This window comes from Streptomyces sp. B3I8 (assembly GCF_030816915.1).
Taxonomy (GTDB): domain Bacteria; phylum Actinomycetota; class Actinomycetes; order Streptomycetales; family Streptomycetaceae; genus Streptomyces.
This window is the reverse complement of record NZ_JAUSYN010000002.1, coordinates 6916222-6936458: the sequence shown is the minus strand read 5'-3', so window position 1 is coordinate 6936458 and position 20237 is coordinate 6916222. Positions and strand designations below refer to the sequence as shown.

Genomic DNA, 20237 nt, shown 5'->3' with positions numbered 1-20237 from the left:
GTGTCACCTCCGGGTCGCCGACTGGCGGACCCACAGATTGATGAGGGTGGCCCCGAGGAGCATCACACCGAGGAAGGCCTTGAACCAGTCGGGGTTCCAGCCGGCGAAGACGATGCCCTGGCTCACCATGCCGAACATGAAGGCGCCGAAGACCGGGCCGATCGCGGAGCCGTAGCCGCCGGTGAGCAGACAGCCGCCGATCACGGCGGCGGCGATGTAGATGAGCTCCTGGCCGACGCCCTCGCCGGACTGCACGGTGTTGAACGCGAACAACTCGTGCATGCCGACGAACCACGCGCCGAAGCCGACCAGCATGAACAGCGAGATCTTGGTGAACGTCACCGGGACGCCGACCGCGCGGGCGCTGTCCTTGTTGCCGCCGACGGCGAAGATCCAGTTGCCGTACTTGGTGCGCAGCAGCACCCAAGTGGCCAGCGCCGCGAACACCAGCCACCACACCACGGTGATCTTCACCTGGACGTCGCCGAGGTGGAAGGAGGAGGAGAAGACGCTCTTGGCCTGGTCGAAGCCGTCCATGTCGCTGATGTCGTCGGTGGCGACGTTGCCGGTGACCAGCTTGGTGACGGCGAGGTTGATGCCCTGCAGGCCGAGGAAGGTCCCGAGGGTGACCAGGAAGCTGGGCAGTCCGGTGCGGACCATCATCCAGCCGTTGAACGCCCCGACGGCGAGGGAGAGCACCAGCGCCACGAGCACGCCCACCCACACGTTCATGGTGAGCTGGAAGCTGATCATGGCCGCGGTCAGCGCCGAGCTGATCACGGCGACGCCGGCCGACAGGTCGAACTCGCCGCCGATCATCAGCAGCGCCACCGGCAGCGCCATGATGCCGATGGTGGACGCCTGGTAGAGGACGGTGGCCATCGAGCTGCCCTGGCGGACCGTCGGCGCCATCACGAGGAAGAACACGAACACCGCGACGGCGCCGAGGAAGACGCCGACCTCGGGCCGGGCGAGCAGCCGCAGCCCCAGGGAGCGCTGCCGGGTGCGGCCGTCCCGCTGCCCCGGGCCGGAGGCCGGCGACGGGGCCGCCGCCGGCGCTGCCTGCTGGGTCATGTCCCTCACCGGGTGCCCTTCGCGGCGAACTCGGCGATCCGGTCCACGTTGGACTTGTCGACGAAGGCCGGGCCGGTCAGCACCGGCTGCTCACCGCCGCCGCTGTAGTTGCCGTTGTTCTTGTACAGCCACAGGGAGTCCACGGCGAGGTAGCCCTGGAGGTAGGGCTGCTGGTCGACGGCGAACTCGATGGTGCCCTTCTTGATGGCGTCGGTGAGGCTCTTGTTGAGGTCGAAGGTGGCGACCTCGGCCTTGCTCCCGGCGTCGCCGACGGCCTGCGTGGCGGTCATGGCGAACGGGGCGCCGAGCGTGACGACGTGGTCGATGGCGCTGTCCTGCTTGAGCTTGGCGGTGATCGTCGACTTCACGGACGGCATGTCGGTGCCGTTGACGTAGAGGGTCTCGACGTGGCCGTCGAAGGTCTTCTTCACGCCGTCGCAGCGCTGGGTGAGGCCCACGTTGCCCTGCTCGTGGATGACACAGACGGCCTTCTTGGCGCCGACCTCGTTCAGCTTCTTGCCGAACGCCTCGCCCGCCACGCTCTCGTCCTGCCCGAAGAACTGCAGCAGGCCGAGCTTCTTCCAGTCGGCGAGACCGGAGTTCAGGCCGACGACGGGGATGTTCGCCTGGCCGGCCTTGCCGATGACGTCCTTCATGGCGTCGGGCTTGGCGAGGGTGACGGCGATGCCGTCGACCTTCTGGTCGACGGCGTTCTGCACCAGGTTGGCCTGGTTGCCGGCGCTGGGGTCGGCGGAGTAGATCAGCTTGATGTTGTCCTTGGCGGCGGCGGCCTCGGCACCCTTGCGGACGATGTCCCAGAAAGTGTCGCCGGGCGCCTGGTGGGTGACGAGCGCGACCGTCATGCGCGGGGTGTCGGCCTTGCCCGCGGAGGCGCCCTTGGCGTCGTCCTCCGCCTTCTTCCCGCCCGAGCTGCTGGAGCAGCCGGCTATCAGCAGGGCCGATATCGCGGCCGTGGCGACGAGCGCGGCTCTGCGGGAGCGGGGGTGTTTCGTGCGGTCCATCTTTCCAGCACCTCACTGTGCGGCCGGGGGAGGGTAACAGGACGGCGGCGGGCGTCGGTGCCCGCTCACAGGTCCGGGGCAGAGTACCCGGGCCGTGGCAGGTGGTCGTGGAGGGGTGTCGGGAGGGGATACAAACGCCTGTGATACCCCACTGTCAATACTTTGTTAAGACATCAGCTCAGACACAGGTCCGTATGTCAGTACAAAGTCTTGACAGGTGCCCCGGCGACGCCTAGACCTGTGTGACATCGGCACGGCCCTGACGAACCCGGTTCCTTTCCCCTTTCTCCTTCCGCCTTCCGCCTTCCGCCTTCCAGTCGACGAGGAGCTACGCGCATGTCCCTGCCCTCCGGGTCCTCCGAGCCTGCTGAGTCCTACGCGGATTCGGGTTCCTCGCCCGCTGTCTCCTTCGACCTCCTCACCATGGGGCGCATCGGGGTCGATCTCTACCCGCTTCAGACCGGTGTGCCACTGGCCGAGGTGGAATCGTTCGGCAAGTTCCTCGGCGGCTCCGCCGCCAATGTCGCGGTGGCCGCCGCACGTCTGGGCCGGTCCAGCGCCGTGATCACCCGCACCGGCGACGACCCCTTCGGCTGCTATCTGCACACCGAGCTGCGCGCGTTCGGCGTCGACGACCGGTACGTCACCCCGGTCGCGGGCGAGCAGACGCCCCTGACGTTCTGCGAGATCTTCCCGCCGGACGACTTCCCGCTGTACTTCTATCGTCGCCCCAAGGCCCCCGATCTGTACCTCACCGCCGCCGAGCTGGATCTTCCCGCGATCCGGGCGGCCCGCGTCTTCTGGGTCACCGGCACCGGGCTGAGCGAGGAACCCAGCCGCTCGGCCACCCTCGCCGCCCTCCGGGCCCGTGCCAGGGCCGGCACCACCGTCTTCGACCTGGACTGGCGGCCGATGTTCTGGCAGGACCCGGAGACCGCCCGCCCCTACTACACCGAGGCCCTGCGGTACGCCACCGTCGCCGTCGGCAACCTCGACGAGTGCGAGATCGCCACCGGGGTGCGCGAACCGCGCGCCTGCGCCGAGGCGCTGCTGGCCGCCGGCGTGGAGCTCGCCGTGGTCAAGCAGGGCCCCAAGGGTGTCCTCGCCGTCCACCGCGACGGCGACGAGGCCGAGGTCCCGCCGGTGCCGGTGGAGGTCGTCAACGGCCTCGGCGCGGGCGACGCCTTCGGCGGGGCGCTCTGTCACGGCCTGCTGTCCGGCTGGACCCTGGAGAAGACCATGCGGTACGCCAACGCGGCCGGGGCGCTCGTCGCCTCCCGCCTCGCCTGTTCCACCGCGATGCCCACGACCGCCGAGGTCGAGAATGTCCTCACCGGCGTCCAGGGCCTCCGCAACGGTGACCGACCCGTGCGGTGAGGACCTCCTCCTCGGCAGCCGAGTCGTACGGGCGAGAATCGTCTCACCGGCGGCCGGCCCGCGCGGGCGAGGACGTTCTTCTCCCCCGCGACCGGCCGACGCCGCCCCTCCCCCGTCCGCGGCCCGTGCCGCGCCCCCACACCCCGGCCCACCGGCGCCGCCCCCGAACGGAGCACCCCTTGAGCATCAGCATCCCCGACCTGGTCGCGGTGCGCGTCCGCCGTCCCGAGGCGATAGCCGAGGCGGCGGCCCGGCGCGCCCGGCGGCGGCTGATCGGCGACAGCGGCCGACTGATGATCGTCGCCGCAGACCACCCGGCCCGCGGTGCCCTCGGCGTCGGCGGCGACCCGTCGGCCATGGCCAACCGCGCCGACCTGCTGCGGCGGCTGTGCACCGCGCTGTCCCGGCCGGGGGTGGACGGCGTGCTGGCCACCGCCGACATCCTGGAGGACCTGCTGCTGCTCGGCGCCCTGGAGAACAAGGTCGTCATGGGCTCCATGAACCGCGGCGGCCTGGCGGGCGCCGCGTTCGAGATGGACGACCGCTTCACCGGCTACCGCGCCGAGGACATCGAACGGTCCGGCCTCGACGCGGGCAAGCTGCTGCTGCGCATCGACTACGACGACCCCGGCTCGCTGCGCACCCTGGAGTCCGCCGCCCGAGCGGTCGACGACATGGCCGCCCGGCGGCTGCCGGTGTTCGTCGAACCGTTCGTCTCCCGCCGGGTGGACGGCCGCGTCCGCAACGACCTGAGCGCAGACGCCGTGACCCGCTCCCTCGCCATCGCCTCCGGGCTCGGCGGCACCTCCGCCTACACCTGGCTCAAACTGCCCGTCACCGAGAACCCCGACGACATGGCCGGCGTCCTGGAGGCCTCCACGCTGCCCGCGGTGCTGCTGGGCGGGGAGGTCGGCCCGGACCAGGACGTCGCCTACGAGAGATGGCGCAAGGCGCTGCGACTGCCCACCGTGCAGGGCCTGGTCGTCGGCCGCTCGCTGCTCTACCCGGCGTCGGGCAGTGTGGAGGCGGCGGTGGACACGGCGGTGGGACTGCTGTGAACGCGCCGTCGCCCACGCCCCTCGCACCCCTTCCGCCTCTTGTGTCGCACACGTCGTTTCCGTCAACTCTCCGGTGAGGTTTCGATGAGCCCTTCCCCGCCCGTCCGGCTGACCGTCGCCCAGGCGCTGGTGCGGTTCCTGTCCGCGCAGTACACCGAGCGCGACGGCACCCGCCGACGGCTGATCGCCGGCACCTGGGGCATCTTCGGCCACGGCAACGTCGCGGGCGTCGGCCAGGCGCTGGTGGAGTACGCGGACGTGATGCCGTACCACCAGGGCCGCAACGAACAGGCGATGGTGCACGCGGCGGTCGGGTACGCCCGGCAGCTCAACCGGCTCTCCGCGCGGGCAGTCACCACCTCCATCGGGCCCGGCGCCACCAATCTGGTCACCGGCGCCGCCCTCGCCACCGTGAACCGGCTGCCCGTGCTCCTGCTGCCCGGCGACCACTTCGCCACCCGCCCCGCGGACCCGCTGCTCCAGCAATTGGAGCACCCGGCCGGGGCGGACATCACCGTCAACGACGCCCTGCGCCCGGTCTCCCGCTTCTTCGACCGGATCACCCGCCCCGAGGCGCTGATCGCCTCCGCCCTGCAGGCGATGCGCGTGCTCACCGACCCGGCGGAGACCGGCGCCGTCACCCTCGCCCTCCCCCAGGACGTGCAGGCCGAGGCGTACGACTGGCCCGCGGAGTTCTTCGCCGAGCGCGTGTGGCACGTACGGCGTCCCGAGCCCGACCCGGCCGAACTGGCGGAGGCGGTACGGCTGGTCCGAGCCGCCCGGCGGCCGCTGCTCGTCGCGGGCGGTGGGGTCCACCACAGCGAGGCCGAGGACGCGCTGAAGGCGCTCGTGGAGGCCACCGGGATCCCGGTGGCCTCCACTCAGGCGGGCAAGGGGTCGCTGCGCCACGACCACCCGGCCGACCTCGGCGGCATCGGCCACACCGGCACCGCGGTGTCCGACGCGCTCGCCCGCGAGGCCGATCTGGTCCTCGGCGTCGGCACCCGCTACTCGGACTTCACCACCGCCTCCGGGACCCTCTTCCAGCACCCGGACGTGCAGTTCGTCAACCTCAACATCACCGCCTTCGACGCCCACAAGCTCGCCGGCCGACCGCTCGTCGCCGACGCCCGCAGCGGCCTGACGGCGCTCGCCGTGGCGCTGGCCGACCACCGCGTCGAGGCCGCGTACGAGGCGGAGTACCAAGCCGGCAAGGAGCGCTGGGAGCGGGTCGTGGCCGCCGCGTTCGCGGGCGACGACGACGCGGTGCCCACCCAGACGCAGGTGCTCGGCGCCCTCGACACGGTCGTCGGCGACACCGACGTGGTGATCAACGCGGCCGGTTCGCTCCCCGGTGACCTGCACAAACTGTGGCGGGCACGGTCGCCGCGCCAGTACCACCTGGAGTACGGCTACTCGTGCATGGGGTACGAGATCCCGGCCTCCATCGGCGTCCAGCAGGCCGCCCCGGACGCGGTGGTGTGGGCACTGGTCGGCGACGGCACCTATCTGATGATGCCGACCGAGATCGTCACCGCCGTCCAGGAGGGACTGCCGGTCAACCTGGTGCTGCTGCAGAACCACGGCTACGCCTCCATCGGCGGCCTGTCCGAGGAGACCGGCGGCGAGCGCTTCGGCACCGCGTACCGCTACCGGGCCGCCGACGGCACCTTCACCGGCGACCCGCTGCCGGTGGACCTCGCCGCCAACGCCGCCAGCCTCGGCATGGACGTCATACGCGCCAGGACCGTACGGGAGCTGCGTGACGCCCTCGCGGCGGCCCGCGCCTCCGACCGGCCCACCTGCGTGTACGTCGAAACCGATCCCGCGGCGACGGCTCCCCCTGCCGAGGCGTGGTGGGACGTGCCGGTCGCCGAGACCGCGGGGCGCCCGGCCGCCGTCGCCGCCCGCCGGCGCTACGACCGCCAGGCCGCCGCCCGCCGTCGTCACCTCTGACCGCCGCCCCCGACCCCTGCCGCCCCGCTCCCTCCCCGCACCGGAAGAAGGTCCCGCCCGTGAACGCCCCCGACACCTCCGCGCACGCCACCCCCGACACCGGCACCGTGAACCACTGGATCGACGGCCGACCCGCCGCGTCCGCCTCCGGCCGCTCCGGTCCCGTCTACAACCCGGCCACCGGCGCCGAGGCCCGCCGGGTCGCCTTCGCCTCCGTGGAGGAGGTGGACACCGCCGTCGCCGCCGCGAAGGCCGCCTACGCCGGCTGGAGCCGGACCTCGCTGGCCCGGCGCACCGCGGTTCTGTTCCGGTTCCGCGAGCTGCTGGACGCCCACCGCGACGAGATCGCCGCGCTGATCACCGCCGAGCACGGCAAGGTGCACTCCGACGCGCTCGGCGAGATCGCGCGCGGCATGGAGATCGTCGAGCTGGCCTGCGGCATCCCCGCCCACCTCAAGGGCGAGCTGTCCACCGAGGTCTCCACCCGCGTCGACGTGGCCACGCTGCGCCAGCCGCTGGGCGTGGTCGCCGGCATCACCCCGTTCAACTTCCCGGCGATGGTGCCGATGTGGATGTTCCCGGTCGCCATCGCCTGCGGGAACACCTTCGTGCTGAAGCCGAGCGAGAAGGACCCGTCGGCCTCGCTGCGACTGGCCGAGCTGCTGTCCGAGGCGGGGCTGCCGGACGGCGTGTTCAACGTGGTGCAGGGCGACAAGGCCGCCGTCGACCGGCTCCTCGAACACCCGGGCATCGCCGCCGTCTCCTTCGTCGGCTCCACCCCGATCGCCAAGTACGTGCAGCTCAAGGCGGTCGAGCACGGCAAGCGGGTGCAGGCGCTCGGCGGTGCCAAGAACCACATGCTGGTGCTGCCCGACGCCGACCTCGACCTCGCCGCCGACCAGGCGATCAACGCGGCGTACGGCTCGGCGGGAGAGCGGTGCATGGCGGTGTCGGTGGTCGTCGCCGTCGGGAGCGTCGGCGACGAACTGGTGGGCAGGATCGCCGAGCGCGCCAAGGCGCTGCGCATCGGCCCCGGCGACGACCCGGCCAGCGAGATGGGCCCGCTGATCACCCGCGAGCACCGCGACAGGGTGGCCGCGTACGTGGCGGGCGCGGCGGAGCAGGGCGCCGAGGTCGTCGTCGACGGCACCGGGTACACCGTTCCCGGCCACGAGGAGGGCTTCTTCACCGGCGTCTCGCTGCTGGACCGGGTGCCGGTGACGGCGGACGTGTACCGCGAGGAGATCTTCGGCCCCGTGCTGTGCGTGGTCCGCGCGGAGACGTACGACGAGGCCATCGAGCTGATCAACGGCTCGCGCTGGGGCAACGGCACCGCGATCTTCACCCGGGACGGCGGCGCCGCCCGCCGCTTCCAGATGGAGGTCGAGGCGGGCATGGTCGGCGTCAACGTGCCGATCCCGGTGCCGGTCGGTCACCACTCCTTCGGCGGCTGGAAGGACTCCCTCTTCGGCGACCTGCACATCTACGGCAACGACGGCGTCGCCTTCTACACCCGGGGCAAGACCGTCACCACCCGCTGGCCGGACCCGGCCGACGGCGGCATCAACCTCGGTTTCCCGAGCCACTCATGACCCGCACGGGGGCCGGGAAGGGGGCGCAGTCGCCCGGGGCGGGGCCGCCGGTGCGCCGCGGCGACCCGGGTCTCGCCCTCACCCTCGACCGCGGCAGCCCCGTCCCGCTCTACCACCAGCTCGCCGAGCAGCTCACGGCGGCGATCGAGCGCGGCTCGCTCGCCCCGGGCAGCCTGCTCGGCAACGAGGTGGACCTGGCCGGGCGCCTCGGGCTGTCCCGGCCGACGGTCCGCCAGGCCCTGCGGTCGCTGGTGGACAAGGGGCTGCTGGTGCGTCGGCGGGGCGTGGGCACGCAGGTGGTGCACTCCAGGGTGCGGCGCCCGCTGGAGCTGAGCAGCCTGTACGACGACCTGGAGACCGCCGGGCAGTCCCCCACCACCCGGGTGCTGCGCAACGAGGCCGGCCCGGCCTCCGCGGAGGTGGCCGCGGCGCTGGGCGTCGCCGAGGGGGCCGGGGTGCACCACCTGGAGCGGCTGCGGTTCACCCACGGCCGGCCGGTGGCGTACCTGACCAACTACGTGCCCGAGGGGCTGCTTGAGCTGGACACGGGGCGGCTGGAGGCGACCGGCCTGTACCGGCTGCTGCGGGCCGCCGGCCTCACCCTGCACAGCGCACGCCAGTCCGTCGGCGCGACCGCGGCCACCGCCGCCGAGGCGGCCCGCCTCGGCGAGCCCGAAGGGGCCGCACTCCTGACCATGCGCCGCACGGCCTACGACCACACCGGCCGGGTGCTGGAGTACGGCGCGCACCAGTACCGCGCGTCGTGCTACACGCTGGACTTCCACCTGCTGGCGCGTTCCTGAGCGGGCTCCCGGCCGGTGGAGGTGGCGCGGTCGCGGCCCGTACGCCTGACCGAGCCGGCGCTCGCGGTCGGCATCGCGCAGGAGACCGCCTCGACCCTGGTCGACGCACTCGTCCGGGACGGCCTGATCGAACGGCGGACCAGCGCGAACGACCGCCGGTCCGGGCATCCGCGGACGACACCGCAAGGGGCCGCGCCGGCCCAGGACTGCACGAGCGGCTACGAGGCGGCGGAGGAACTGTTCGGGCCGCTCAGCTCCGGGCAGATGTCGACGCCGGTCGACATCCCGCGCATTCTCGCGGCCGAGGAGCCGCCGGGAACGGGCGGCCGACACCCCCCGGCGGCGGCGACCCCCGGCGGCGGCGACCCCCGGCGGCAGCGACCCCCGGCGGCAGCGGCCCCCGGCGGCAGCGGCCCATATCGGGCGGGGCAGCTCAGAAGCTCCTCAAGTGACTTGATCTGCAAGGCGGTTGGCGACGAGCATGGGATCACCCCCGCACGGGTGGCACCGGACCGTCGAGGTGCGGTGCCACCCCACCGGGCGCGCTCACGGGGCCACCCAGCCTCCCCGCTCCGCGGATCGTGCCATCGCGTCCAGCGCCTCCCCGCTGCGTACGGCGTCCGCAAGGGTCGGCCCGTGAGCGCGCCCCTCCACCACCGAACGCAGGAACCCGTACGCCTCGATCACCTTGAGGTCGTCGTATCCCATGGCGTTCGCCGCGCCCGGCTGGAACGCCGCGAACTCCCCGCGCCCCGGGCCGACGTGCACCGTGCTCACCGGCTGGTCCTGGTACGCCGTCCCGGTGCTCACCCCCAGCTCCCCCATCCTGCGGAAGTCCCAGAACAGCGCGCCCGTGGTGCCGTGCACCTCGAAGCCGTAGGCGTTCTGCTCCCCCACCGAAACGCGGCATGCCTCCAGGACGCCGCGCGCACCGGAGGCGAAGCGCAGCAGGCAGTTGACGTAGTCCTCGTTCTCCACCGGACCCCGTTCTCCGCCCGTCGCCCGCTGGTGACCGGCGGTGGCCCCGGCCGGCCGGGGCCGCTCGGTCAGGAAGACGGCGGTGTCGGCGACGAGCGCCTCGATCTCGCCGAGCAGGTACCGAGCCAGGTCCACTCCGTGCGAGGCCAGGTCGCCCAGCACCCCGCTGCCGCCGCGCTCCCGTTCGTAGCGCCAGGTCAACGCCCCGTCGGGGTGAGCGGCGTAGTCGCTGAAAAGCCGGATGCGGACATGGGTCACCTTCCCGAGGGCGCCCTCGGCGATCAGTTCATGGGCGTACTGGACCGCCGGGGCGTTGCGGTAGTTGAAGCCGACGGTGCCCTGGACACCGGCGTCCGCGACGGCGTCCGCGACGGCGCGGGCGTCGGCGGCGGTGAGCCCGACCGGCTTCTCGATCCACAGGTGCTTGCCCGCCCCGGCCACCGCGGTGCCGATCTCGCGGTGCAGGAAGTTGGGCGCGGTGACGCTCACGGCCTGCACGCGGGGGTCGGCGACGACCTCGCGCCAGTCGCGGGTCGCGGTGGCGAACCCGTACTGCTCGGCGGCCTGTTCGGCCCGCCCCGGCACGTCGTCGGCGACGGCGACCAGCCGTGGCCGCAGGGGCAGGTCAGGGAAGTGGTGCGGCAGACGGGCGTAGGCCTGGCTGTGCACCCGCCCCATCCACCCGAACCCGACGACTGCCACCCCGAGCGACTCCAGCATTGCGTGCCCCTTCTGGTTCTCGATCAACACCGCCCGCCCAGGCTGAAGCGGACGGCTGCACGTGTCAATTGCCCGCACCCCTGACAGGTGTGCGGGGAACTGCGCGATCTTTTCGGGGGTCCGGGGGGGCGGAGCCCCCGGGGGCGGGAAGGGAAGGGGCGGCGGGGGCGAAAAACTGACCGTGCACACACCCTTGTGCCACACCCCCTCCTCTCCTTACTTTCCAGTAAGTCCGTAGTCCGTTGCTCATGCGTTGTCATGCCCGCACCAACGACCGACGGGACCCCCCATGCTCAGACCTCGCCTCCTCCTCACTCTCGCCGCCGCCCTCGCCCTGACCACGATCACCCCGGCGGCGGCCACGGCCACCGCCGCCGACACGGCCGGCACCGCGCTCCAGGAAGTCATGTTCGTCGGCAACAACTGGGACGGCACCGCCGACGTCATCCACTCCTCCGGCACCTACGCCAAGATCGGCAGCGTCAATGTCGTCCCCGACAAGACCGAGCGCATGGCCGAGATCAACGCCGACCCGATCAAGTGGATCTACTTCCAGGCGATCCGCAACAGCGTCGGCGAGGGCCACGACCAGTTCGTCGACGACATGTACGCCACCCCCGACGGGAAGTCGATGGTGGTCTCCCGCCCCAGCTTCGCCGACGTCGTCTCGATCGACCTGACCACCGGCCGGATCAACTGGCGCTTCGCCGTGGAGGGTTACCGCGCCGACCACATGGCCGTCTCCGCCGACGGCACCCGGGTCGCGGTCTCCGCCTCCACCGCCAACAAGGTGCACGTCCTGGACATCACCACCGGCCGGCAGCTCGGCCAGTTCGCCACCGGCGACAAGCCCCACGAGAACGTCTTCACCAAGGACGGCAAGTACATCTGGAACATGTCGATCGGTGACGTCAACACCTCGCTGGACGACCCCGTCTGGGACTGGACGAAGGGCGACCGCCACATCACGGTGGTCGACGCCACCACGTTCAAACAGGTCAAGGTCATCGACATGCGGCAGCGGCTGGACGCGTTCGGCCTCAAGGACTACTCCGACGCGGTCCGCCCGGCGGTGTTCTCCCCGGACGAGTCGAAGTTCTACTTCCAGGTGTCCTTCTTCAACGGCTTCTTCGAGTACGACGTCGGCACCGACCGGATCACCCGGATGAAGACCCTGCCGAAGAACCCTGCGACCAGCGACGACCGTACGACCATGGTCAACGACTCGCGCCACCACGGGCTGTCGATGAACCCCTCGGGCAGCAAGCTGTGCGTCGCGGGGACCATGGACGACTACGCCACGGTCGTCGACCGCGCCACGCTCCAGGAGGGACCGCTGGTGGCGGCGTCGAAGCCGTACTGGGCGACGGTCAGCGGGGACGGCAAGGACTGCGTCATCTCCGAGAGCGGCGCGGACCGGGTCACGGCGATCGACTTCGCCACGGGCGAGAAGCGGCTGTCGGTCGCGGTCGGGGACCACCCGCAGCGGGTACGACTGGCCCGGGTGCCGGTGGGCTGGACGGGGGTGTCCGGCGGCTGACGCGCACCAGTGGGGTGCGCCGGCGTTCAGCCGCCGGTGCCGCCTGTGCCCGTCCGCGGCGGGAGACGGTGGAGTTCCACCTCCGTCAGCCCGCCGCGGGCGGTGACCGTCGCCGTCATGTACGTGCGGTACGGCTGACGGCGGCGGTCGGTGGGCGAGCCGGGGTTGAGCAGGCGCAGCCCGCCGGGTGCCGTGGTGTCCCAGGGGATGTGGCTGTGCCCGAAGACCAGGACGTCCAGGTCGGGGAAGCGCTCGGCGCACCGGCGCTCCCGCCCCTGGGCGGCGCCTGTCTCGTGCACGACGCCGAACCGCAGCCCCGCCAGCCCGGCCCGGGCCACCTCGGGCAGCCGGGCGCGCAGCTCGGGCCCGTCGTTGTTGCCGTACACCGCGAGGAGCCGGGCGCTGCGGCTCTCCAGCAGGTCGAGCGTGGCAGCGTCGACCCAGTCGCCGGCGTGGATCACGACGTCGGCGCGGGGCAGCTCGGCGAGCAGGGGCGCCGGGAGTTCCCGGGCCCGCTTGGGGAGGTGGGTGTCGGACATCAGCAACAGGCGCACGCTCCCAGCGTCGCACGGGGGCGGGGAGCGGAAGGCGGAAGGCGGGAGGCGGAAGGCGGGAGGCGGAGCAGGACCGCACGGGCCCGTCAGTGTCCGGCTCCGTCAGAGCTCCGGATCCGGCGTCAGTTCCGCCCACACCTGTTTGCCACCACTCGCCGGCACCGACCCCCACGCCGCCGACATCGCCTCGACCAGGAGGATGCCGCGGCCGCCCGTCGCCTCCCAGCCCAGCCCGGTCGGCTTGATCGGGGTGCGGGGCGAGGAATCGGCGACGGCGATCCGCAGCCGGTGGTTGACCAGCGTGAGGTCGAGGCGGACCGGGCCGTCGGTGTGCACCAGCGCGTTGGTGACCAGCTCCGACACCACCAGCAGCGCGGTGTCCGCCTCCTCCGTCAGTCCCCAGGTGCGCAGCACGCGCCGGGTGTAACGGCGGGCGTGCCGCACCGCCTCGGGCACCCGCCACACCGACCAGCTCTCGCGCAGCGGCCGCTGCGCCATGCCGTCGTAGCGCAGCAGGAGCAGGGCGACGTCGTCACCGCGGTTGGCGTCGGTCAGCAGGGCGTCGGCGACCGCGCCGAGCCGGGCGGGGTCCCCGGCGGCGAGCCGCGCGGCCAGCCGCTCCAGTCCGGTGTCGAGGTCGACCTCGGCGGACTCGACCAGGCCGTCCGTGGTCAGCGCGAGCACCGTGCCGGGCTGGAACCGCAGCGGTGACATGGGATAGTCCGCCTGGGCGACCACGCCGAGCGGCGGGCCGCCCTCGAACTCCACGGTTTCGGTCCGTCCGTCCGGGAGGCGCAGAACCGGCGGCAGATGGCCTGCCCGTACGCACCAGGCGAAACCTTCCTCCATGTCTATGTCGACGTAGCAGCATGTCGCGAACAGGTCGCTCTCCAGGCCCACCAGCAGCCGGTTGGCGTGCGAGACGACGACGTCCGGGGGATGGCCCTCGACGGCGTAGGCGCGCAGCGCGGTGCGCATCTGGCCCATGAGGGTCGCGGCGGAGGCGTTGTGGCCCTGGACGTCGCCGATGACGAGGGCCACGTGGTTGTCGGGCAGCGGGATCACGTCGTACCAGTCGCCTCCCACCTCCAGGCCGGCGGTCGTCGGGAGGTAGCGGGCGACGGCCTCCGCACCGGGCAGCCGGGGCAGCCGGCGCGGCAGCAGGGTGCGCTGGAGCATGCCGATCAGCTCGTGCTCGGCGTCGAAGGCATGGGCGCGCAGCAGTGCCTGTCCGGCGAGGCCCGCGGCGGCGGTCAGCAGGGCGCGTTCGTCGGGGGCGAAGTCGTGCGGGGCGTCCCAGCCGAGAAGACAGGCGCCGGCCATCCGGCCGTCGGCGGGCAGCGGCAGCACGGCGAGCCCGCCGGGGCCGACCTCGGCGAGGGCGGGTTCGAGTACGGCGCCGGCGGGCCGGATGGTGATACGGCCCTCGCGCAGGGTGGCGGCGAGCGTCGGCATGGCGCCCACGGGGGCGTCAGGCCACTCCGAGCGCCATTCCGAGCGCCACAGGGCGGGCCAGGCCTCGGGGTCGGGCGGGTCGAGGACGGTGACGACGAGGCGGTCGCCCTCCAGCTCGGCGAGGGCTAGGCGGTCGGCGCGGAGCGGGACGCGCAGTGCGGTCGCCACCGCCTCGCCGACGCCGCGGACCGTTCCGGCGGTGGCCAGGGCGGCGGCGAGGCGCTGGATGCGGGTGACGTCGCTGAAGCCGGGGCGCAGGGTGGAGGCGTCGGCGACGGTGCCGACCAGGCGCGGCGGGCCGGGTGCGCCGCCGCCCCGGCCCGCGCCCGGAGCCGCGGAGGAGACCGGAGCCGCTGTGAGGTCCGCAGGGGCGGCCGGGTCCGAAGCCTCGGAGGGACTCGCGCCCGCGGAGACGCCCGTGTCCGCCGGCAGCAGCCGGCCGCGCATCCGCAGCCAGCGTGGCTCCCCGGAGGGCTGGAGGATGCGGAACTCCAGCTCGCGTTCGCCCAGCGACATGTGGTCGGGCTCGACCAGGGACATCAGGGAGGGCAGGTCCTCGGGGACGGTGCGGGCGAGCAGGGTCTCCACCCGGCCGTCGAAGTCGTCCCGGGCCAGACCGAACAGGTCGAGCACGGCGTCGTCGACCTCGATGCGGCCGGTGTCCATGGCGAGACTGAAGAAGGCCGAGCGCGGGGTGTCGTGACCGTCGTCGGGGACCGGGGCCGGGGTGCGACTGGTGAGGGCCTCGGCGATCACGGCGAGGCAGGCGCGGTCCTCGGTGTCGAAGCCGCCGGGCGCGTCGTGGACGACGACGAGGCAGCCGCCGTCCCGCAGCGGCAGGACGCCGAGGGAGAAGTCGGCGAGGGGCGGAAGGAAACGCGGGTCGGAGCGCCGGGCGAGGTCGGCGGCGGTGAGCCAGTGGGGGGCACCGGCGCGGTGGGCGTCGACGAGGAGCGAGGAGGCGGTGAGGGGGTAGGTGTCGCGGAGCCCGTACAGGGTGCGGGGGACGCCGACGGACTCGGCGAGGGTGAGGGCGTCGGACGCGTCGGCGGTGTAGAGCGCGGCGGCGGTGGCGTGGGCGAAGACGAGGGTCTGTTCGAGGGTGCGGCGCAGGCGGTCGTGGGCGGAGAGGTCGGCGGCGAGGGTCTTGAGGGCAAGCTCGGTACGCGGTGTTCTCGATCCGCTTTCCGCGGTGCGCCGCTCACTGACCACGCCGTCATTACAGCGCGTATGGGGCGGATGTGCAGCCCCTGTGACACCTACGCGGTTTCCCGCCCCTGCCGCCTCCCGGGGTCCGGGCGCCGTCGGGGGCCTTTCGCCGTGCGGGCCGGGCGGCCGTGCGGGAGGCTGGATTCCGTGTCGAGGGAAGGGAGGAGGTGGTCGGCGTGGCCGACGTACCGCCGTCGCCGCCGGTCTCCGACCCGCCCGGTCACCCTTCGCTGTCCTCGACCCTCGCCGCCGTGCTGGACGACCTCCACGCCCTGTCCGGCGCCATCTACCTGCTCTCCTCTCGCGAACCGGTGCTGGAGATGACGGTCATGGCGGGCCTCCCCCGCGTGTTCGCCTCGCCCTGGGAGCGCGTGAGCCTCGGCTCGTCCATGCCCGTCTCGGACGCGCTCCGCGAACGGCGCCTGGTGTGGGTGGGCGGCGAGGTCGAGATGGCCCACCGCTACCCGCGCATCGCGGCCGTCCTCCCGTACCCGTTCTGCCTGGCCGCGCTGCCCCTCGCGACGGACGACACCGCGTACGGCGCGGTGTTCGTGACCTGGCCCCAGACCCACGCCCCGCAGCTCTCCGACCGCGAGCGCCACCACCTCGACGCTGCCTGCGACCGGCTGGTGAGCCGGCTGGAGCGGGCGGCCGCCGAGCACCGTCCGGTCGGACCCGAACCCGATGTGCTGCCGCCGCCCGCCGAGGCGGAGGTGAGCGACCCCTCCGGTGCGCTGGCGGCGGTCCGCACGGCGGCCCGGCTGCCGTACGGGCTGTGCGGGCTGGACCTGCACGGCAGGATCACCTTCGCCAACCGGGCGGCCGGCGAACTGCTCGGCATTCCGGCCGCGGAGCTGCCGGGCGCCCTGCTGTGGGCGGCCGCCCCCTGGCTCAACGACCCCGGCTACGAGGACCGCTACCGGGCCGCGCTGCTCACCCGGCAGGTCACCACGTTCGTCGCGCTGCGACCGCCGGGGAGCTGGCTCTCCTTCCGGTTCTACCCCGGCGACGACGGGCTCAGCCTGCGCATCGCCCCTTCCGACGCGGCCTCCCGCGACAAGCGGGGGGGCCGGGCCGACACCGTCGATCCCACGCGCCAGGTGGGGGGCAGACGGCTGGTGACCATCGGGCACGTGCTCAACCTGGCGGGCGCGCTCACCCAGGCGGTGGGGGTCGAGGACGTCGTCCAGCTCATCGCGGACGAGATCGCGCCGGCCGTCGGCAGCCAGGGCTTGATGATGCTGGGCACGCACGCCGGCCGGCTGCACATCCTCGGCCACCGCGGTTTCCCCGACGACGCCGCCGTCGAGCGCTGGAACGGTACGCCGCTGACCGCGCCGATCCCCAGCGCCCGGGTGCTGGCCACCAGCGCGCCGGCGTTCTTCGAGTCCCCCGAGCAGCTCGAGCGGCTGTACCCGCGACGGACGCCCACCTCGGACGGCATGGCCGCGTGGGCGTGCCTGCCGCTGATCGCCTCCGGGCGGGCGGTGGGCACCTGGGTACTGGCGTACGCGCAGCCGCACGCGTTCCCCGCCGACGAGCGGGCGGTGCTGACCAGTCTGAGCGGCCTGATCGCGCAGGCACTGGAACGGGCGCTGCTGTACGACGCCAAGCACCGGCTCGCGCACGGGCTGCAGCAGGCACTGCTGCCGCCGTCGCTGCCGTCGCTGCCCGGTCTGGAGACGGCGGCCCGCTATCTGCCCGCCACCCAGGGCATGGAGATCGGCGGCGACTTCTACGACGTGGTGCCGACGCAGGACAGGGCGGTGGCGGCGATCGGGGACGTGCAGGGGCACAACGTGACCGCGGCCGGGCTCATGGGGCAGATCCGTACCGCCGTGCGCGCGTACACGACGGTGGGGCAGGGTCCCGGAGAGGTCATGCGCAGCACCAACCGGCTGCTGATCGACCTGCGCACCGATCTCTTCGCGAGCTGTGTGTATCTGAGCATCGACAGGGAGCGGGAGCGGATGCTGCTGGCGCGGGCGGGGCATCCGCCGCCGTTGCTGCGGCGGCCGGACGGGCGGGTACGGGTGCTGGACCTGGCAGGGGGGCCGCTGCTGGGGATCCAGGAGTCGGCGGTGTATCCGACGGTGGAGGTGGCGTTTCCGCGGGGGGCGGTGCTGCTGCTGTACACCGACGGGTTGATCGAGTCGCCGGAGGTCGACCTCGACGATGCGCTGGGGGAGCTGGCGGAGCGGCTCGCGGGGGACCCGGTGGAGCCGATGGACGCGTTGGCGGACCGGTTGCTGGGGCGCGAGGCGGCGGGTGGCGAGCGCCTGGACGACGTGGCGCTGCTCCTGCTACGAGCGGTGTGAGGCCGGTCCTTCTCCGCCCCCGCCGCCCCTGCCCTTCCCCTCCCAGGGGGGCTCCGCCCCCGGACTCCCGGAAAGATCGCGCCCACGTGGCGGGGCCGCATGTCGACACAGCCCCGCGCCCCTTCCGGGGGCGCGGGGAACCGCGCGAGCAACCACCCACCAACCGCCACGTCCGGGGTCGAAGGGGCAGCGCCCCTCGAGGGACGGGAAGGGCAAGGGCGGCGGGGGCGAGAGAATTGTTCTTCGCGGACCCCCGCCTCACCCGTCAGCGACCGCGCCGGTGCCCGTGGTGCGCCGACTCCAGCCCGGCCCCGCCGGCCTGCGCGTCCCCACCGGCCTGCGCGTCCCCACCGGCCTGCGCGTCCCCACCGGCCTGCGCGTCCCCACCGGCCTGGTCACCGGCCTGGTCACCACTCTGATCGCCTGCCTGGTCACCGGCCTGGTCACCCGCCTGACCGCCGGCCTGATCACCCCCGCCGTCCCCCAACGTCGCCCCCGTCGCCTGCAACGCGGTCGTCACCGGCTGGAAGAACGTCTCGCCCCCCGCCGTGCAGTCCCCGCTGCCCCCGGACGTGAGCCCGACCGCGCTGCCGTCCTGGGTGAACAGCGACCCCCCGCTGTCCCCCGGCTCCGCGCACACGTCGGTCTGGATGAGCCCGGTCACCGTTCCCTCGGCATAGTTCACCGTGGCGTCGAGGCCGAGCACCGATCCGTCGTGCAGCCCCGTGGTGCTGCCCATCCGGAACACCTGCTGCCCGACCGTCGCCTCCGCGGCCTGGGTGATCTTCACGACCTGACCGCCGCCCACGTTCACCTCGCTGGGCGCCTGCGTGGCCGGGTCGTCGTACTTGACCAGGGAGAAGTCGCCGTCACCGGGGAAGGTGGCCTGGTCGACCGCGGCGATGGGCTGTCCGTTCTGGTCGTCTGCCCACTGGTCCGCCGCGACCCCGCAGTGACCCGCCGTCAGGAACGCCGGGCTGCCGTCGCCCGCGGTGACGTTGAAGCCGAGGGAGCAGCGCGCGTTGCCGCCGAAGATGGCGTCGCCGCCGGAGACGAACGTCTTCAAGGTGCCCTCGGACTTCTTGAGGGTCGCCATGCCGGAGCCGAGGCTCTTGACGGTCGACTGGAGCTTGTCCCACGTGGCGCCGGTGACGGTGCTGTCGGCGGTGACCCGGATCTCGTTGGTCTTCGGGTCGACCGCCCAGGCCGTGCCGGGGATCGTGGCGTCCGTACGCAGCGTCTTCGCGGCGTTCTCGAGCGCGTCGGTGCTGTTGCGCACCTGGTGCGGTACCGCGCCCGCCTCCTGGACGGCGTTCATCGTGCTGTCGTCGTCACCCACGACGTTGACGACGATCCGCTTGGTGTCCGCGTCGTAGTAGGCGCCCGCGAAGGTGTCGCCGAGCCGGTCCTGGAGCCGGGAGGAGAGGGCGGGGACGTCGACCGCCTTGAACGTTCTGGGCGTGGTGTCGTCCGAGTCCGTCTGCGAGGCGTTGGCGTTGGGCAGCAGGAGCGCCGCCGCTCCGAGTGCCGCGACGCCACCCACCGCGATGACGGCTTTGCGCTTGGGTATGCGTTTGTGACTCAACTCTGGACCTCCTGGGGGACCAAGTCGCGTGTTCGCCGCCGTGCGGCAGCGGGCTGGGGACGCCTTGTTGCCCGTTGGTACGCGAGAGAGCTGTCGGATGTTCAAATGTCTTTCGGGCGATCCGATTTGACCGGTTCCGTGACGCCCGCGACGCTCCGACGGTCCGTCACCGGAGGGGCACCCTCCGCATTTGCGATGGAGCGGAACGTCGGCTTCAGCAAATCTGCACATCGAATACGCAACGGGGTCACCGGTCGCCACGACCGTCCACATCCCCGGCACCGGTCGGCGCCCGCGGGGGAGGACGCCCCCTCGTGCGGGGCGCTCCGCAAGGGAGGAGACGCGGCGATGCCGCGCAGCATGTGAAGAAGTGACCGGCGCGACGTGCCCGCGTCTGCACCCGACGAGCCGTCCCTCCGGCGTCCGTGCTGGTGAGCGTCGCTGTCGGGTGGAAGCCCGGCGCGGGGTCGTGCTTTGATCCATCGCACCGCGGCGGTCACCCCCACGGCCTCGTCTCACACAGGGCCCGACCGTCCGCGGAACGCGGCCGACCACTGTCCGCAGAGGCCATCTGCCGGCGATGGGGGCCGCTCCCCCCTTGTTGCACACACTTACGAAGGGAAGTTCCCTGATGAACTCCACCCCCCAGGTCGAGACCGCCGAGATCTCGGACGCCGACCTCGACGCCGTCTCGGGCGGGCTGTCCCTCCACGCCGTCGGCACCGTCACCGGCCTGGTGGACGGCGTCGCCCCGGTGTCCGGTGTGGTGAACACGGCCGTCAACACCGTCGAGGGTGTCACGGGCCTGAACACCGCCCCGGTCACCGGCCTGGTCGCCGGTCTCTGACCGAGCCCCGCTCGCGGACGTCCCGGAACCGCCCCCCGGTTCCGGGACGTCCCGGTGCCCGCCCCATGCATCGGGACGTCCCGATGCCCGCCCCCATGTCCCGGGACCGCCGGGTGCCCGCCCCGTTCCGCCGTTCGTCACCCACCAGG

The 20237-nt window shown here is 72.8% G+C and carries 14 protein-coding genes and 1 pseudogene; 9 read left to right on the top strand and 6 right to left on the bottom strand.

The window, feature by feature from the left end:
• Positions 1 to 3 precede the first annotated feature (3 nt).
• Entirely contained in the window at positions 4 to 1074 is a 1071-nt protein-coding gene (locus tag QFZ64_RS32660; protein ID WP_307071075.1) for an ABC transporter permease, read from the bottom strand.
• 5 nt (positions 1075 to 1079) lie between these two features.
• The gene (locus tag QFZ64_RS32655) at positions 1080 to 2096 is read right to left on the bottom strand and encodes a sugar ABC transporter substrate-binding protein (RefSeq protein ID WP_307071074.1); all 1017 of its coding nucleotides are present in this window, start codon (positions 2094 to 2096) and stop codon (positions 1080 to 1082) included.
• Positions 2097 to 2519: 423 nt separating this feature from the next.
• Here QFZ64_RS32655 and iolC point away from each other — a divergent pair, with 423 nt between their 5' ends.
• From iolC to QFZ64_RS32625, 6 genes and pseudogenes are all read left to right on the top strand, one after another.
• On the top strand, positions 2520 to 3473 hold the full coding sequence (iolC, locus tag QFZ64_RS32650; protein WP_373430783.1) for a 5-dehydro-2-deoxygluconokinase: 954 nt from the start codon (positions 2520 to 2522) through the stop codon (positions 3471 to 3473).
• A 179-nt stretch (positions 3474 to 3652) separates the two neighbouring features.
• Positions 3653 to 4531 (top strand): deoxyribose-phosphate aldolase, encoded by an 879-nt coding sequence (locus QFZ64_RS32645; RefSeq protein WP_307071072.1) that lies wholly within the window; start codon positions 3653 to 3655, stop codon positions 4529 to 4531.
• A gap of 84 nt (positions 4532 to 4615) precedes the next feature.
• Positions 4616 to 6487 (top strand): 3D-(3,5/4)-trihydroxycyclohexane-1,2-dione acylhydrolase (decyclizing), encoded by a 1872-nt coding sequence (gene iolD / locus QFZ64_RS32640; protein WP_307071071.1) that lies wholly within the window; start codon positions 4616 to 4618, stop codon positions 6485 to 6487.
• Positions 6488 to 6546: 59 nt separating this feature from the next.
• The gene (locus tag QFZ64_RS32635; RefSeq protein WP_307071070.1) at positions 6547 to 8079 is read left to right on the top strand and encodes a CoA-acylating methylmalonate-semialdehyde dehydrogenase; all 1533 of its coding nucleotides are present in this window, start codon (positions 6547 to 6549) and stop codon (positions 8077 to 8079) included.
• On the top strand, positions 8076 to 8882 hold the full coding sequence (locus QFZ64_RS32630) for a GntR family transcriptional regulator (RefSeq protein WP_307071069.1): 807 nt from the start codon (positions 8076 to 8078) through the stop codon (positions 8880 to 8882). The genes QFZ64_RS32635 and QFZ64_RS32630 overlap by 4 nt, the downstream gene beginning before the upstream one ends.
• Before the next feature lie 15 nt (positions 8883 to 8897).
• Positions 8898 to 9032, top strand: a pseudogene (locus QFZ64_RS32625) (MarR family transcriptional regulator); the annotation flags it as partial.
• 396 nt (positions 9033 to 9428) lie between these two features.
• Here the strand turns inward: QFZ64_RS32625 and QFZ64_RS32620 are convergent.
• The gene (locus tag QFZ64_RS32620) at positions 9429 to 10580 is read right to left on the bottom strand and encodes a Gfo/Idh/MocA family protein (protein WP_307071068.1); all 1152 of its coding nucleotides are present in this window, start codon (positions 10578 to 10580) and stop codon (positions 9429 to 9431) included.
• A 289-nt stretch (positions 10581 to 10869) separates the two neighbouring features.
• Between QFZ64_RS32620 and QFZ64_RS32615 the strand changes: the two genes are divergently transcribed.
• Entirely contained in the window at positions 10870 to 12120 is a 1251-nt protein-coding gene (locus tag QFZ64_RS32615; protein ID WP_307071067.1) for a YncE family protein, read from the top strand.
• Positions 12121 to 12146: 26 nt separating this feature from the next.
• Here the strand turns inward: QFZ64_RS32615 and QFZ64_RS32610 are convergent, their stop codons facing one another.
• Together QFZ64_RS32610 and QFZ64_RS32605 are read right to left on the bottom strand one after the other, a co-directional pair.
• A complete protein-coding gene (locus QFZ64_RS32610) occupies positions 12147 to 12674 on the bottom strand; it encodes a metallophosphoesterase (protein WP_307071066.1) in 528 nt (175 codons plus the stop codon).
• Between the two features lie 102 nt (positions 12675 to 12776).
• Complete coding sequence (locus QFZ64_RS32605; protein WP_307071065.1) at positions 12777 to 15341, bottom strand: SpoIIE family protein phosphatase; 2565 nt, start codon at positions 15339 to 15341, stop codon at positions 12777 to 12779.
• Positions 15342 to 15505: 164 nt separating this feature from the next.
• On the opposite strand from QFZ64_RS32605, the gene QFZ64_RS32600 reads away from it, so the two are divergent.
• Positions 15506 to 17656: a SpoIIE family protein phosphatase gene (locus QFZ64_RS32600; RefSeq protein WP_373430703.1), complete on the top strand. Its 2151-nt coding sequence runs from the start codon at positions 15506 to 15508 to the stop codon at positions 17654 to 17656.
• A 265-nt stretch (positions 17657 to 17921) separates the two neighbouring features.
• On the opposite strand, the gene QFZ64_RS32595 is transcribed toward QFZ64_RS32600, so the two are convergent.
• The gene (locus tag QFZ64_RS32595; RefSeq protein WP_307071063.1) at positions 17922 to 19241 is read right to left on the bottom strand and encodes a S1 family peptidase; all 1320 of its coding nucleotides are present in this window, start codon (positions 19239 to 19241) and stop codon (positions 17922 to 17924) included.
• A 631-nt stretch (positions 19242 to 19872) separates the two neighbouring features.
• On the opposite strand from QFZ64_RS32595, the gene QFZ64_RS32590 reads away from it, so the two are divergent.
• Entirely contained in the window at positions 19873 to 20088 is a 216-nt protein-coding gene (locus QFZ64_RS32590) for a type A2 lantipeptide (RefSeq protein WP_307071062.1), read from the top strand.
• Positions 20089 to 20237 lie beyond the last annotated feature (149 nt).